Annotated in this window: 11 protein-coding genes and 1 pseudogene; 2 read left to right on the top strand and 10 right to left on the bottom strand. The window is 67.3% G+C overall.

Going from position 1 to position 14,753, the window contains the following annotated elements; all coding sequences use genetic code 11:
• Window positions 1-32: 32 nt before the first annotated feature.
• Window positions 33-746: a hypothetical protein gene (locus D2N39_RS20135; RefSeq protein WP_119136573.1), complete on the bottom strand. Its 714-nt coding sequence runs from the start codon at window positions 744-746 to the stop codon at window positions 33-35.
• A 104-nt stretch (window positions 747-850) separates the two neighbouring features.
• Between D2N39_RS20135 and D2N39_RS20130 the strand changes: the two genes are divergently transcribed.
• Window positions 851-1,846, top strand: a complete 996-nt coding sequence (locus tag D2N39_RS20130; protein WP_119136572.1) for a helix-turn-helix transcriptional regulator — start codon at window positions 851-853, stop codon at window positions 1,844-1,846.
• A gap of 135 nt (window positions 1,847-1,981) precedes the next feature.
• Here the strand turns inward: D2N39_RS20130 and D2N39_RS20125 are convergent, their stop codons facing one another.
• The 7 genes from D2N39_RS20125 to D2N39_RS20095 all read right to left on the bottom strand — a co-directional run bounded on the left by D2N39_RS20125 (window position 1,982) and on the right by D2N39_RS20095 (window position 11,535).
• Window positions 1,982-4,870 (bottom strand): hypothetical protein, encoded by a 2,889-nt coding sequence (locus D2N39_RS20125; RefSeq protein WP_119136571.1) that lies wholly within the window; start codon window positions 4,868-4,870, stop codon window positions 1,982-1,984.
• A 910-nt stretch (window positions 4,871-5,780) separates the two neighbouring features.
• The gene (locus tag D2N39_RS20115; protein ID WP_119136620.1) at window positions 5,781-6,260 is read right to left on the bottom strand and encodes a DUF411 domain-containing protein; all 480 of its coding nucleotides are present in this window, start codon (window positions 6,258-6,260) and stop codon (window positions 5,781-5,783) included.
• A gap of 31 nt (window positions 6,261-6,291) precedes the next feature.
• Window positions 6,292-8,625: a heavy metal translocating P-type ATPase gene (locus tag D2N39_RS20110; RefSeq protein ID WP_119136619.1), complete on the bottom strand. Its 2,334-nt coding sequence runs from the start codon at window positions 8,623-8,625 to the stop codon at window positions 6,292-6,294.
• A complete protein-coding gene (locus tag D2N39_RS20105) occupies window positions 8,618-9,331 on the bottom strand; it encodes a TVP38/TMEM64 family protein (protein WP_119136570.1) in 714 nt (237 codons plus the stop codon). The genes D2N39_RS20110 and D2N39_RS20105 overlap by 8 nt, the downstream gene beginning before the upstream one ends.
• A 1-nt stretch (window position 9,332) precedes the next feature.
• Window positions 9,333-9,719 carry a DUF302 domain-containing protein gene (locus tag D2N39_RS20100; protein WP_119136569.1) on the bottom strand — a complete coding sequence of 129 codons (387 nt, stop codon included), beginning with the start codon at window positions 9,717-9,719 and terminating at the stop codon, window positions 9,333-9,335.
• Window positions 9,720-9,735: 16 nt separating this feature from the next.
• Window positions 9,736-9,861 (bottom strand): hypothetical protein, encoded by a 126-nt coding sequence (locus tag D2N39_RS23610; protein WP_267899590.1) that lies wholly within the window; start codon window positions 9,859-9,861, stop codon window positions 9,736-9,738.
• A gap of 126 nt (window positions 9,862-9,987) precedes the next feature.
• On the bottom strand, window positions 9,988-11,535 hold the full coding sequence (locus tag D2N39_RS20095; RefSeq protein WP_119136568.1) for a multicopper oxidase family protein: 1,548 nt from the start codon (window positions 11,533-11,535) through the stop codon (window positions 9,988-9,990).
• A 474-nt stretch (window positions 11,536-12,009) separates the two neighbouring features.
• Between D2N39_RS20095 and D2N39_RS20090 the strand changes: the two genes are divergently transcribed.
• Window positions 12,010-13,386: a DEAD/DEAH box helicase gene (locus tag D2N39_RS20090; protein ID WP_233557322.1), complete on the top strand. Its 1,377-nt coding sequence runs from the start codon at window positions 12,010-12,012 to the stop codon at window positions 13,384-13,386.
• A gap of 468 nt (window positions 13,387-13,854) precedes the next feature.
• Here D2N39_RS20090 and D2N39_RS20085 read toward each other — a convergent pair whose 3' ends face one another.
• On the bottom strand, window positions 13,855-14,316 hold the full coding sequence (locus D2N39_RS20085) for a hypothetical protein (RefSeq protein ID WP_199725320.1): 462 nt from the start codon (window positions 14,314-14,316) through the stop codon (window positions 13,855-13,857).
• Window positions 14,316-14,753: pseudogene (locus D2N39_RS20080) on the bottom strand (hypothetical protein); the annotation flags it as partial. The gene D2N39_RS20085 and the pseudogene D2N39_RS20080, both read right to left, overlap by 1 nt.

Here is a 14,753-nt window from a genome sequence, read left to right as displayed (position 1 = left end):
GCCGGGAAATCCTGCCCGATCAACCCCTTGCCTCATGCCATCCGGCAGGCGGGATCATCCTTCCAGCGCAGCCAGATGGTCGGGCGCATTTCGGCCTCGGAGAGGAAGGTGCGGGCGGAAAAGACCGGCAGGCGCCCGCAGCCGTTGGACAGGCCCCAGTCCGGGTCCAGCGCCATCTCGTCATGCCCCCCAGCCCAGAGGCCGGGTGTTTCGGCGGGATAGTATTCATCGCCCGCCTCCTCGATCCTGGCCGCACGGTCCCGGCCGCGGAAGATCGCCCGCGCCTCGTCATCGACCTGCGGCAGCAATGCAGTCTGAAGGTCGATGTCGGACCGTTCCACCAGCCGCTCCAGCGCATGGGCGCAGAAGCTGACGGCGGAAAGCTGGAAGCCGAGGATCGGGCCCATCCTCCCGACCCGGGCGCGCAGGTAGATCAGGCCGGTTTCGTGGAACACCGTCGCGCCTTCGACCCGCGCCTCGACCGCGCGCACGGCGCGGGTGATGAAGGTCAGCGCCTTGCCGCCGGGCGCCATCGCCACGCGCACCACACCGGGGCGGCCCTTCAACCTGAGCGCAAGGCGTTCCACCGCCTTGGCGTTCGGGCGCAGGCCTGTCGCCATGCAAATGAGGCCCGGCATGTCAGGCGCGTCGCGGTCTGCGATCGCGATGGCCTGCCGCGCAAGGCCCCTTTTGAGCGAGACGCGCAGGGCGGGCGAACGGGCGAAGGCGGCGTGGTTCATCTGCATCGGGGGTCTCCTGTTGAAAGGGGTGGGGGCGGAATCGTGGTAAAGGAATCGTCAACACCCTCAATCTGGGGCATAAGGGTGGCAAATCCTGACAGGGTGCTGCGATGTCCTTCCAGAAAGCCGCCGACCTCCTGCGCCTCGCGGAACTCGCGACCGCCCGCTATCTGGGCGTGTCCTTGACCGAGATCGAGGAGGAGTTCGGCGTCGACCGCCGCACCGCGCAGCGGATGACGAAAGCGCTGGAGGAGATGTTCCCCCATTGCATCACGCGGGTGGATGACGACCGGCGCAAGTTCTGGAAACTGCGCGCCGACGACGCCCGGCTGATGCTGGCCCAGGGCATCCGCGACAGCGAACTGGCGGCGCTGGAGTTGGCCATCCGCCGGGCCGAGCGTGAGGGGCTGGCGACCGAGGTCCGCGCCCTGTCCGGCCTGCGCGACCGGCTCTTGGCGGCGATGCCGGGCCCGCACGCTCGCCGGGCCGAAGCCGATGCCGAAGCGGTGCTGGAGGCGCATGGCTTCGCCTCGCGCCCCGGCCCACGGGTACGGATCGGGCCGGACCTGATGGGGGTGATCGGGGCGGCGCTGAAGGGGCCGCATGTGCTGACGGTCACCTACGCCGGGGGCCGCGACCCGGACCGGGCGCGGCGGCTGGAGCTCCACGGCCTGCTGCTCGGCACCCGCCGCTATCTGGTCGCGCGCGAGGCGGGCGGGGACGGGCGGATGCAGCATTACCGGCTGGACCGGATCACCACCGCCCGGCTGGAGGCCGACAGCTTCGCCCGCGACCCGGGGTTCGACCTGACCGCTCACGCCGCCCGCGCCTTCGGGAGCTTCCACACCGACGCTGAATACGGCGAGGTGACGTGGCGCTTCTCCCCCGCCGCAGCCCCCACTGCGCGAGAGTTCCTTTTCCACCCAACACAGGAGATGACCGAAGAGGCGGACGGGAGCCTGACCGTCCGGTTCACCGCCTCGGGCCATCTGGAGATGGCCTGGTTTCTGTACATGTGGGGCGACGCGGTGGAGGTGCTGGCGCCGGAACCCTTGCGCGCAATGGTCGAGCGGCACCGGCGCGGCGATTTCCCGGCGCTGCCTTAACGGGCAAATCCGGACCAGCGGCACCCTTCATCAAACGTTGATCACCCTCGTCACATAAGGACCACAGTCGGCACACCCTGCCCCCCGCGCCCAGATGCGGGACGATCCGTCACCTTCAACTTGGCGCAACAGGCGTCACGGATCCGGATCGTCCTGCCGCAAGGCGCCCAACACGCTGAAGGCCTCGGCGGCCAGACCGATCCCTTCGTCCTTCATCGACGAAGGGAGATCCGGATGGGACAGCCACTGCATCAGCTTCCTGAGAAGAGGTTCGAACCGCTCCAGCAGGGTGCCCAGGAAGGCCCATTGCTTCTTCACCTCGGTCTCCTGCCGGTCCAGGTCTGCGCGCTTCATGTCGAGGTCCGCAGTCACCGCCAGCCGCTGCCTTTCGAGTTCGTCCCGGGCCACCTCGCGCTCCTTCGCGATAGCCGCAGTTGCGGCGGCCCGCTTCCGGGCGATCTCCTCCTTCGCCGCTTCGCGTTCCTCCTCGGTCGTCCGACCGACGGCATCTGCCTCGCGCCGCGCCGCGCGGGTCTGTTCCGCGACGGTCGCGGCGGCCCGAACTGCCGGGCCGATTTCAGGATAGGCCGGGCGCAAGAGGTCCGGTGCGCGCGCGATCACGCGACCGCCTTCCCGCAAACGCAGGGTCCCGGCGGCCATTTCCTCGGTCAGCGCGGCAAGCCCGGCCGTGATCACCTCGGCCCGGGCCGTGGCCCGTGCAGCTTCGGCCCGTTCGGCATCAGCCTTTCCGATCACCTCGGCAGCCGCCTGATCCGCCGCGAGGCGGGCGGCCTCAGCCTCGTCCCGGGCCCGACGCGCAGCATCGGCACGCGCCTGCTCCGCTTCGGCGGCCGCAGCCGCCTCGGTCCGGATCCGGTCCGCCGCTGCTTCGGCCGCCTGCTGGATACGGGCGGCTTCTGCCCGCGCCGCCACAGCAGCCTCCTCGGCCGCTTCGCGTTCGGCCTCGGCCCGCGCCTGCGCCTGCCGGGCTTGTTCAGCCCGGGTCTCCGCGGCCTCCCGCTCGCGTTCGGCAACGGCAGCCGCCCGGTCCGTTTCAGCCCGCCGGGTCCGGGCCTCCGCGATGGCGCGCTTGCGCGATTTCCGCACCGTCACGGTCGCGAGCGCCGTCGCGTCTGCAACGATCACCCCGGCCCGGTCCTCTGCGGCCTGCGTGATCCGCGAGGCCTTTTCCCGGGCGACCAAGACAAGATTTTCGGCTTCGATCCGGTCCGCGTCGGCCTTCGCCAGAGCCTGCCGGGCCTCTTCGACCCGCGCCGCAGCCGTCGCAAGGATCCCGGCGGCGGTATCTTGCGCCTGCATGATCGCAGCCTCCGCTGCCGTGCGCTCTTGTTCGATCCGGGCCAGCCGCAGCTCCGCCTCCCGGTGCTGGCGTTCCCGCTCCGCCCAGATCTGCGCCTTCGTCTCGATGTCGCGGCTGAGGCTGTTCGCCCGTTCCTGGAGACGGAAGGTCCGCCCCCGGACAAAAGCCGCAGCCAGCTGACCGCGGCGCAACTCGATGGCGGTCTTCGCCTTCATGCGCCGGAGCTCGTCGCGCAGGGCCTGGGTTTCCCGGGCGGCGCGCCTGCGCGCCTTCTTGAGGGCCTTGGTCCCGACCAGTTTCGCGTCGGAGAGGATCACGCCGGCACGGTCGTTGGCGGACGCCATGATCCGGACGGACCGCTCACGCGCCGCTTCAGCCTGCCGATCCGCCTCGCGCCGGGCGTCCTCGGCCACTTCCCGGGCTGCGTGGGCGAACGCGGCCGATGCCTCGATATCGGCCCGCGCGCGTTCCGCAGCGGCAACCGCCCGCTCCGCTTCGGCGCGCCGGACCCGGGCCTCCGCGATGGCGCGCTTGCGCGATTTCCGCACCGTCACGGTCGCGAGCGCCGTCGCATCGGCAACAATCACCCCGGCCCGGTCCTGCGCGGCCTGCGCGATCCGGGCGGCCTCCTCCCTCGCCGCTTCAGCCTGCCGATCCGCCTCCTTCCGGGCCGCCTCGGCCTCCAGGCTCGCGCGCCGCGCAACCTCGGCCTGCGCCTCCGCACGGGTCCGGTCGCGCTCGGCAGCTGCGACCTGCCGATCCGTCTCCGCCTTCCGGGCCTTCGCCTCGGCGATGGACCGCTTGCGGGACTTCTTCACCGCGGACTTCGCCAGCGCCACGCCATCCGCGACGGTGGCCGCAGCCTCGGCCCGGGCTGCTTCCCGGATACGGTCCCGGTCCTCGAGCGCAAGCCGCCGCTGTTCCCGGCGCCATTCAGACGGCGGAACGTGTTTCCGCGGCTCCGGCATCTCCAACCCGGCCGCGAGGGCCTGACGCGCGGCAGCAGCCCGGCGTTCACCCCGGTGAATGCCGAGGTCCAGAAACGCCTCACCGGCGAGGTCCTGGGCGTATTCATAATTCGCCAGAAGGGGGTTCGCCGAAGGCTGGAGCAGCCACTGTCGCCCCCGGTTCTGGCTGACCTTTTCCACCCAGACGGCGACCGCAAAATGAATGTGCAGCGCCACCTCATCCTCATCGATATTCACCTCCCGGAGCTGCGCGTCCGGGAAATGCTCAAGAAGGAACTCCATCGCGCGCTGCTTGAACGCCTCCACCCGTTCGGGGTCCCAGTTTTCATGTCCGGTCCCGCCGAACCACATCTTGTTCACCGTGATGATCCCCTCGCGAAGCGGTCCTTCGCGCGTGAATTTCCATGGGCAGACGGGCCCGCGCTTACGGAGCCGCTCGGCTTCCAGGAACCGCCCCTTGCGTTCGCGCGCGGCGATCTCCTCCTCGAAGTTGTGCTCCATCGCGGCCGCGATCTCCGCGTGCAGCCGATCGATCCAGTCCGGTCCCCCGACCGGCTGGGTGTTGAGATGCGACAGCTCCATCCGGATATGCGAGAGGTCGCCCCCGGTCCTTTTGTCATGCATCTCGCGGCGTTTCAGGTCCCGGGGGAACAGGGAAGCAAACCTCAGGACGATCGGAGCGGTCTCAAGACGGCCGACAAGTGTGGGGTTGCCAAAACTGGAATGGACGGACATGATCAGGCTCCGGGCAGATTTCGCTGAGCCAAGCCTCCGGGAGGGGCGTGAAAAACCGCAGCAAAAAATCTGTGGGGTTGTCCGGTCTGTTACTCACTAATGTTTTTGCGCTGTCGGGGGGCCCCCGACACCACAAAAACCCGTTCGCGAGGGGGATACCCCCTCGACCCCTTCTCGCGAGTCGACCGGCCCGGAGGCCGATAGACTCGCTGCGACCAGCAGCCTGCTGGACCCTTCACACCCTGTCTTTGATATGTTTTTCCTGTTCTTTTTCCGCGGGTCCGGTCGGCCTTTTGCTCGCAGCAACGCGCGTCTGCCGATCCCCCGGATCAACTGCCGCGCGCCGGTCTGACGATGCGGGCGCAGAGGATGGCCGACCCGGCCACCCTCCGCCCCCACCCATCGCCAGCCCGAGCTCCCGCAGCCACCCGCCGCCCCCCTTCCCCATGACGGCGCCCTGCCACTCCGACAGGCTGTCCCCCTCTTCCTTAACCCGAACATCATCCTCGTCGTGTCGGTCAGGTCTGCCCCGGTCCCGCCAGCATCTGGTCTGGGCAGACGTTCCACCCAGACCAGATCAGGGGCGGCTTGCCGGGCGGGAGCCGTCAATGATCACCCGGGCCACCCTGACATGCTCCCGGAAAGCCTCAGCTTGGCGGGACTATCCGGGAGGCCCCAGGTCCGAACCACACTCTGGCTGCTCGATCTGTCGCGAGCCCAGCCCGCCTGCCGCGCTGCGCGTTGCGTGGCGATCGAATGTCGTCTTCGTGCAGTCGGATTTCACCGGCTGGCAGCAGGACGCGGCGTATAATCCATGACCACCCCGCGAACCGCTCCGCGGAACTCCGGCCGCGACGGCCGGTGTCTGTCCGCGTCCCAAGGCGCTACCGCAGGTCCAGCGCGGGGAAGGTCAAGCGGCCTCGTAGTGCGTGAACACCTCCGTGCTGCCGTCACGATGTATCAGGAACACGTCGTAGGCCTCGCGTTCGCTCTCCGGCCCCATGCCGGGGGAGCCGTAGGGCATTCCGGGGACGGCCAGACCGACGGCATCGGGACGTTCCCCGAGCAGACGCCGGATATCAGCGGCCGGCACATGGCCCTCGATCATGTAGCCCTCGACCCTGCCCGTGTGGCACGAAACCATCTCTTGCGGGATGCCCTTGTCGGACTTGTAGCGCATCAGCAGCGTGCCCATGCTCGCTTCGGTCGTGACGGCGAAGCCATCGCGCTCGAGGATCTCGATCCAGGCGGAACAGCAGCCGCAATTCGGGTCCTTCAGGACGTGGATCGACGGTCCTCCGGACTGGGCCAGCGACAGCCCGGGCAGTCCGGCAAGAAGAACCGCGCTGCCGATCAGCAGGCCGCGCCGGGTGAGGGTGTCTTGTTTCATGTCGTTCTCCATGGGTTGAAGTCAGGCGCGCTCAGAGGTCGATCCGCCTGAGCCGCAGCGCGTTGGTGATGACCGAGACTGACGAGAGGCTCATCGCCGCCGCCGCAATCATCGGCGAGAGCAGGAGGCCGGTCAGGGGATAGAGCACGCCCGCGGCGACGGGCACGCCTGCGGCGTTGTAGACGAAGGCGAAGAACAGGTTCTGCTTGATGTTCCTGAGCGTGGCGACCGCGAGTTTTCGCGCGCGGACGAGCCCCACGAGATCGCCGCGCATGAGCGTGATCCCGGCACTTTCCACGGCCACGTCGGCGCCGGTGCTCATGGCGATGCCGACATCGGCGGCGGCGAGCGCCGGGGCGTCGTTCACGCCATCACCGGCCATGGCGACCGACTTGCCCTTGGCGCGCAACTCGTCGACCAGCTTCTGCTTGTCCTCCGGCAGGACGCCCGCGCGGACCTCGTCGATGCCAAGCTTCGACGCCACCGCTTCGGCCGTGCGCCGGTTGTCGCCGGTGGCCATGATGATGGTGAGACCCAGCGCGTGCAGGTCGCGGATCGCGGCCTCGGTCGTCTCCTTGATCGGATCGGCCACGGCGACGATCCCTGCGAGCGTCCCGTCGACGGCCACGAACATTGCCGTCTTGCCGTCCGCGCGCAGCGCGTCGGCCTGCGCCTCGGCCTTGTCCGCCGAAAGCCCGAGATCGGTCATCATCGTCGCATTGCCAAGCGCGACCTTGCGCCCCCCGACAGTACCGTGGACCCCCTTGCCGGTCACTGCCTCGAAATCCTCCACAGTCCCGAGCGACAGGCCGCGGTCCTTCGCCCCGGCCACTATCGCTTCGGCGAGCGGATGCTCCGACCCGCGCTCGAGCGCAGCGGCAAGGCCCAGCACCTCCGCCTCGTCGCCATGAAGCGCCACCACATCGGTCAGTCGCGGCTTTCCTTCCGTCAACGTGCCGGTCTTATCGACGATCACCGTATCGACCCGCGCCATGCGTTCCAGTGCCTCGGCATCCTTAATCAAGACGCCCGCCTGCGCGCCCCGGCCGGCGGCCGTGGTGATGGAGATCGGCGTGGCGAGCCCCAGCGCGCAGGGGCAGGCGATGATCAGGACCGAAACAGCCGAGGCGATCGCGAAGGCCAGCGCCGGCTCAGGCCCGGCCCAGAGCCAGACGCCGAAGGCGATGATGGCTATCAGAACGACGGTCGGCACGAAGATCGAGGAGACATTGTCGGCGAGTCCCTGGATCGGCGCCCGCGACCGCCGGGCGCCGGCGACCATCTCTACGATCTGCGACAGCACCGTGTCCGCGCCGACCTGCGTCGCGCGTACCGCCAGCGTCCCGTTCTTGTTGATCGTGCCGCCGGTGACACGATCGCCCTCGACCTTCTCCACCGGCACCGGCTCGCCCGTGATCATGCCTTCGTCGACCGACGACCGACCCTCGACCACCTCGCCGTCCACCGGCACGCTGTCGCCGGGCCGGACCCGCAGCAGGTCGCCCTCGACGATGTTCTCGAGGGGCGCGTCGTATTCCGAGCCGTCTGTCAGGATGCGCCGAGCGGTTTTGGGCGCGAGGTCCAGAAGCGCGCGGATCGCGTCGCCCGTGCGTTCCCGTGCACGCAGCTCCAGCACCTGACCGACGAAGATCAGCGCAACGATAACGACGGCAGCCTCGTAGTACGTACCAACGCCGTGGCCCATCCTGTACTCGGCCGGAAACAGGCCCGGCGCGAAGGTCGCGACCAGCGAGTAGAGATACGCGGCACCGACCCCGAGCGAGATCAGCGTCCACATGTTCGGTGAGACATTGCGGATCGAGTCGATCCCGCGACGGAAGAAAGGCACAGCCGCCCAGAGGATCACCGGGGTCGCCAGCACGAATTCTGCGTAGACCGACAGGCGATGCCCCATCCACCCGCGCACGTCGAGCCCGACGAGTTCGCCCATGGTGATGATGATGAGCGGCACAGCCGCCGCTGCGGAAATCCACATGCGCCGCTTGAAATCGACAAGTTCTTGGCTCGGCTCGTCCGAAGGCACCATGGGCTCCAGCGCCATGCCGCAGATCGGGCAACTCCCCGGTGCGTCGCGGACGATCTCCGGGTGCATCGGACAGGTATACTGCGTGCCGGGCTGGGCCCTCTGTCCGACCTTCTTCGCGTTGCCGGAGGCATAGAAGTACGGATCTGCGTCGAATTTCTCTTGGCAGCCGGCGGAGCAGAAGTGGAATGTCTCGCCGCCATAGTCGCGGCTAGGGGTGCCCTCCTTGATCTCGACCTGCATCCCGCAGACCGGATCGGTCGCGGTTTCGGCGCCCGGCGCGATGTCGGACGCGGCGTGATGATGATGATGGTCAGCCATGGTCATTAGTCCTTTCGGCTGTTATTTCGGCATCCCTCTGCCGCGATGCCGTTCTGCCGCGTGTCGCCGCCCAGATCAGCGGCAGCCCGGTCACGAGGCCGAGACCGAGGACCGCCCATGTGGCCCGGCCAAGGTCACCGCTCACCGCCTCGCCGCCGAAATGCGCCAGCAGGAAGCTCGCCGGGATGATTCCGGCGAGCGTCGCGAGCGCGAACCGCCAGGCATGCAGGCGGCTGAGCCCCGCGGCGTAACTGATCATGTCGAAGGACACGAAGGGCATGAGGCGGCTCGCGAAAACTGTCGCCGTCAGCGCAGTCTGCGAGCCGAGGAGACCGGCATCTACCGAGGTGCCGAACACACGCCGCAGGGCGTCATGCCCTAGAACACGTGCAAGGCCGAAGGCGATCAGCGCGCCAAGCTCAGCGCCGATCACGACCTGAACCGTGCCCCAGACATGTCCGTAGGCCGCACCAGCCGCCAGCGCGATCGGTGCGCTCGGGATCGGGCTGGCCACGACCGCGATTGTCATGAGCGTGACGACCAGCAGCGGCCCCCAGAGACCCGCGCGCGCGACCAGCGTCTCCAGTCGCTCGGGCTCGAACCAGTCCCGCACCTCGGCCACGGCCGAAGGCGCGATGAACCACACCCTGAGCAGGACGATCCCGAGGATCGCCAGACCGATGAGAATGCCGGCGCGCAGACTCATCTCAAACCGCCGCGACAGCCTTCGCCAGCAGATCGCGGACCTGGCCTGCTACGGCGTGCAGCTCGGCGTTCTCGATCGCCTGCATGGAAGCGACCGGGTCGATGGCGCCGACCTCCACACCGCCCTCGACCTCTCGGAGGATCACGTTGCAGGGCAGCATCGCCCCCACCCGCGGCTCGATCCCGATGGCCTGCCAGGCCAACTTCGGGTTGCAGGCGCCGAGGATGCGATAGCCCGGCATCTCGACCTCGAGCTTCTTCTTCATCGTCGCCTTGATATCGATCTCGGTCAGAACACCAAAACCGTGATCCGCCAGCGCCTTTCGCGCCCGAGCGTCGACATCGTCTATCTTCGCACCCAAAATCATGCGATTGATCGTGTAGGTCATTGCGAAGTCCTTTCCTTCATTTCCGAAGATATTTGATCAGCGCCGCTATGGCCAAAACCAGCAGCACAAGGATCAGCAGGCCGAACAGCCAGCCGAATCCCATACCCCAACCCATTCCGGCGCCCATGTCGTTCCAGTTCATGATGTCGTCCTCCTGTTTTCCGGGCTGCGAGAGGCCCGTTTCTGCGAACTTCACAAGAAGATGGTGGAACGCACCATCGCAGTAATCGAGAGGTCGGGGCGCCCGAAGCGAGCGCCCCGCCTGCGGTCAGACCGAAGGCGAGACCGCAAACTCGGTCATCATGCCCGTCGCCAGATGCGGCATGTGATGGCAGTGAAGCATCCAGCGCGCGGCTTCGCCCGCGTCCAGCGCCACGTCGACCATCGACATCGGTGGCACGTAGACCGTATCGCGCAGAGCGCCTGCAACGCGCTGGCCACTTATGCCGACCACCTGGAACACATGGCCGTGCAGATGCATCGGATGCCCCATCATCGACATGTTGTGGAACGATAGCACAACCCGCTCGCCGCTGCGCGCGACAACCGGCTGGTGCTGGCCCCAGACGGCACCGTTGATCGTCCAGGCATAGGGCTGCATCGAGCCGCCCAGCATCAACATCTGGCTGCGATCCACAGGGCGTTCCGGCAGGGCGTCCACCGCGATCAGCCGTGCTTCCTGCGCAAGGTCGGTGTCGAACGCGGGCGCTTCAGCCTCCGCCAAGGCATCAACGCGCCGCACCTCGGCACCAGGCGTGGCGAGGATCAGACCGGAACGCTCGCGCGCCCCCTCGCGCAGCGCGAGGATGGGCCAGGCTCCCCTTTCGCTCGGCAGGTCGATCTCGAGATCAAGCCGCTGCCCCATGGCGAGCCCGAACCGCTTGCCCGGCAGCGGCTGCACCGCGTGACCGTCCACCGCGACGAGCCGCGCCCCGGCCGCCCCGGTGTCGATCCAGAACACCGTGGCCGCCGCGGCGTTGATGACGCGGAGCCGGATGCGACCGCCACGCTCGACCTGCACCACCTCGGGGTCCGACAGCGTCCGGTCGTTGGCGAGATAGGCGTCCCAGTCGTAGTCGTTCAGATCCATGGCCATGCCGCCCATGCCCATCATCCCGCCCATGCCCGGCATGCTGCCCATCGGCATGCCGCCCATGGCTCCATGGCCCATGGCACCGTGATCCATGCCCGGCATGGCACCCGCGCCGCCCATCGGCATCCCCGGCATGGATTGGACGTCGCCATGTCCACCGTGCGCGCCGTGACCGCCGCCTCCGTGACCGCCCGCGATCTCGGCCAGGACCTCTTCGGGCGACTTGAACGAGAAGTCGTGCAGGAACATCACGACCTCCTGCCTGTCGGTGGCGATGTCCTCGGCCGAACGCACGATCAGCGGCGCGGCGAGCAGTTGCATTTCCTGGATCGGCACGTGGCTGTGCATCCAGTGCGTTCCCGTCCGGGCCTCGAAGTCGTAGGACCGGGTCTCGCCCGGCGCGAGCAGGGGCATCGGCATGTCGGGCACGCCGTCCTGCGCGTTGGGCGGGATCTGCCCATGCCAGTGTATGATCGTGCCGACGTCGAGATCGTTGGTCAGGTCGACCCGGAACCGCTGGCCGGGATCGAGCACCAGCCCCTGGCCGCCGGGTCCGGCAAGGCCGAAGACCGTGGCCGCGCGGCCGTCGATGTCGAGCGTGCGCGTGACCGCGGCAAGGCGAAGAGCGTCAGGGGTTTGCGCAAGGGCAAACCGGGGCATCTGCGCAACCGCAACGGCGGCTGCCCCTGCGGCAAGAAAGCCGCGTCGTGAAAGGGTGTTCATGGTCGTCTCCTCGGGACATTCCGTCCCGTGCATCAAGGGCAAGGATGCGCCTCGGGCCGGAGCCCGGGCGCGCTCACAGGAGACGGAGTCTGGGAGGTCGTTCGTTCAGGGCCGGCATGCGCCCTGTATGGATTGTGCCAGCGGGCAGATGGTGGCGAGCGGCAGCAAATGCCGGTGCCGCGACAGCCTCAGGTGACTGCATCACGACAGAAAGTCCTGCACAGACAAAATCGCAGAGCCCGTCCCGGACCTGACCATGTGGGTGGTCTGCGTCGCAACAAGGGTGGCCGTCGGTGAGGGACTGTAATTCCGCCACGGATTTTGTTTCCGACCGTATGTCGTGGTCCATCCCCTTCATTCCAGCCGCATGGGCAGCACCGACCGTCGTGACGAGGGCCAACGCGAGAACCATCATAGCTGTGAGAAAACGTTCCAACATCCCATTACGATAAGCATCTGTTCGGCAGATGTCCATTGGCGCTCTGCTGCGACAACCTCGTCTATCAACGCGACCTCTTCGACGGAATCGAGGCCGGGCTTCTCTCGCCCTTCCGCTACATGGGCGTGCCAGACGAGATGGATTACGCGCAGATCCCCTGGCGCCCCACCCAGTTCGACCCCGAGGCGCTGGAGGCGGCGCTCGCGACCGAGGCCCGCGCGCAGAACGCGCTGGACCAGTTCCACCGCCACCGCGACGGCCCGGCGATCGGCTTTTGCTGTTCGGTCCGGCACGCGGAGTTCATGGCCGCCTTCTTCCGTGACCGGGGCCTTCGTGCCGTTGCGGTGCATTCCGGGCCAGGCTCGGCCCCGCGGGCCACCTCGCTGGACCAGCTGGGTCGGGGCGAGATCGACATCCTCTTTGCCGTCGACATGTTCAACGAAGGCGTGGACGTGCCCGCCATCGGCACGGTGATGATGCTGCGCCCGACGGAAAGCGTGATCCTGTGGCTGCAACAGCTGGGCCGCGGCCTGCGCCGGGTCGAGGGCAAGGTGCTGCGCGTCATAGATTACATCGGGAACCACCGGGTGTTCCTGACGAAACTGCGCGCGCTGCTGGATGCCGGCCCGGGCGACCGGTCGCTGGCGCTGCGGCTGGAACAGGCGGTCGCCGGGCAGATGGCCCTGCCGCCGGGCTGTTCGGTGACCTACGACCTGCGGGTGGTCGAGATCCTGCGCGACCTTCTGCGCCCGAAGTCGGGGATGGAGGATCTGGAGGCACAGTACCGCGATTTCCATCTGCGCCACGGGCGCCGTCCCCGCGCGGCCGAGGTGGCGGCCATGGGCTTTGATCCCGCGCGCACCGGGCATGGCGGCTGGTTCGACTTTGTGCGCGACATGGGCGATCCGGTGGATGGCCGGGCGCTGGTTACGGTCGCCGACCTGCTGCGGCGGGTGGAGCGGGACCGGTCCCTCATCCCGCCCGCGCTGGAGGCGCTGCGCCACGTGCGTGACGGTACGCCGACGCCCGAGGAGGGGCGCGCCTTCTGGGCCTTCGAACCGCTCCTCTCCGCCTCGGGCGACCACCTGCGCCTGACCCGGCCCGATCCGGACGGACTGGCCGCCGCGATGCTGGTCGAACTGGCCGAATGGCGGCTGGGAACCATGCCGGACCATGAAGCTGACGAACCTCCGGCAGGCTTCACCGCGGCCGGACCGGACCTGTGGCGGGAGTACCTGCGCGAAGACATCCCGCCCCTGTTCGGCGCGCGGTTTAGCCCCGGGAACTGGAACGCCGGGATCGTCCGGCTGAACAACACCCTGATCCTCCTGACCACCCTGAAGAAGGGCGGGCTGACCGCGGGCAGCCATTACGAGGACCATTTCCTCGGCCCCGACCAGATGCAGTGGTAAAGCCAGACCCAGACCCGCCGCGACAGCCAGATCGGCCGCATGCTCTCGGGGGCAGATGACAAGGCGCGCGTTCACCTCTTTGTCCGGAACGGCAAGCTGCGGAACGGCAAGGCCGCCCCGTTGCTCTACTGCGGTCGACCCGAGTTCGAGAGCTGGGAGGGCGAGGGTCCGATCACGGTGACATGGCGCCTGTCGCTCCCGGCGCCGGAACACTTGCGCCCGGGGCTGGGGATCACGGGGTAAGGGGGAACGTGAACGGCCCTTCGTGCATTGCGCCGCATTTTCATGGACCCGATGACCGGAGTGCAGAGCCGACATTCGCCACTTCAGAGGTAAATGGGTGGATCGACGTCGGTATCCCGCATGACACGAGCGACGCCGCGTGGCTTCAACTCTCTCGGAGCAGTTGGCCGTCGCTTGCTCTTGCAACATCGATCGAGCAAGCTGAAGATGACGGCAGGCAGCGCACTATGGCTCATTATGATAGGCTTCGTTCACCGCCGGCGAGGCAGCCAGACAGGCATTCAGAATCGTGAGCGAATGCTGCAAAAGGACGGCACTTCTTTGCGGCTCGAACCACCGGCCGTTGAACTTACCGCCATGAAAAAGATTGTTCCTCACGCGGCGCACGTAGATCAGCACCCTGTCCGACTGAAGATTAGTCTGCGGCACTGACGCGCTCCATCCCAGGACGCCACCTTCGACGATCTGTCTTTTTGGAGGATGAGCGAGCATATAGGCGATTGCTTTAGCGAATTCCTCGTCTGTCGGCTCTTCGAAGCTCGCGGCGATGGACTCGGCAAACGTGCGCCAGTTGGCTTCCGCCGCGCCCTCACCCTTGTGAAATTCAGCAGCCTTCAAAGCATATTCGAAGCGCGCGAAGGTCCTGAATAGCTCTGCGGCGAGAGCGTCCGGGTCGTTAGCGGGCATCAGATGTATCGCCTGTAATCAGAGCTCACGAACTGTCCTTCACCGATATATTTCAGGACCTCGCCGACCTTGCGTGCAGCCCTAATCGGGATAGGTAAGCGCTGGTTCATCTGCGTCGAGTTCCAGTTGATCTTGGTCAGGGAAAAGACCTCCTCGGCGAGCTGGCTGATTGTGCTGTTGCAGCTTTCGTGCGGGCAAAGCAGTAGCGGCCTAGGGTCGTAGAGACCGGGATATGTGCCATAGTATGGAATGCTACCGTTCGTATAAAGAAGACCGCGGCCGCCGAGATCGACGAAGGTCCCACGAAGCACCTGAACCGCGCCGGGTTTGCCGGAGGCTCCAACTTCTGAGTAGGATGGAGCATCATGAGCAAGACCACGAACAAGTTTTCTCCCGAAGTGCGCGAGCGTGCAGTGCGCTTGGTTCTGGACAATGAG

Origin of the sequence: Gemmobacter lutimaris, from assembly GCF_003570715.1 — a bacterium.
Taxonomy (GTDB): Bacteria; Pseudomonadota; Alphaproteobacteria; order Rhodobacterales; family Rhodobacteraceae; genus Gemmobacter; species Gemmobacter lutimaris.
This window is presented reverse-complemented; position numbering and strand designations above follow the sequence as displayed.

Coding starts and splice junctions, on each gene's coding strand:
- D2N39_RS20135 (WP_119136573.1), bottom strand. CDS start 746: ATGCAGATGAACCACGCCGCCTTCGCCCGTTCGCCCGCCCTGCGCGTC.
- D2N39_RS20130 (WP_119136572.1), top strand. CDS start 851: ATGTCCTTCCAGAAAGCCGCCGACCTCCTGCGCCTCGCGGAACTCGCG.
- D2N39_RS20125 (WP_119136571.1), bottom strand. CDS start 4,870: ATGTCCGTCCATTCCAGTTTTGGCAACCCCACACTTGTCGGCCGTCTT.
- D2N39_RS20115 (WP_119136620.1), bottom strand. CDS start 6,260: ATGAAACAAGACACCCTCACCCGGCGCGGCCTGCTGATCGGCAGCGCG.
- D2N39_RS20110 (WP_119136619.1), bottom strand. CDS start 8,625: ATGGCTGACCATCATCATCATCACGCCGCGTCCGACATCGCGCCGGGC.
- D2N39_RS20105 (WP_119136570.1), bottom strand. CDS start 9,331: ATGAGTCTGCGCGCCGGCATTCTCATCGGTCTGGCGATCCTCGGGATC.
- D2N39_RS20100 (WP_119136569.1), bottom strand. CDS start 9,719: ATGACCTACACGATCAATCGCATGATTTTGGGTGCGAAGATAGACGAT.
- D2N39_RS23610 (WP_267899590.1), bottom strand. CDS start 9,861: ATGAACTGGAACGACATGGGCGCCGGAATGGGTTGGGGTATGGGATTC.
- D2N39_RS20095 (WP_119136568.1), bottom strand. CDS start 11,535: ATGAACACCCTTTCACGACGCGGCTTTCTTGCCGCAGGGGCAGCCGCC.
- D2N39_RS20085 (WP_199725320.1), bottom strand. CDS start 14,316: ATGCCCGCTAACGACCCGGACGCTCTCGCCGCAGAGCTATTCAGGACC.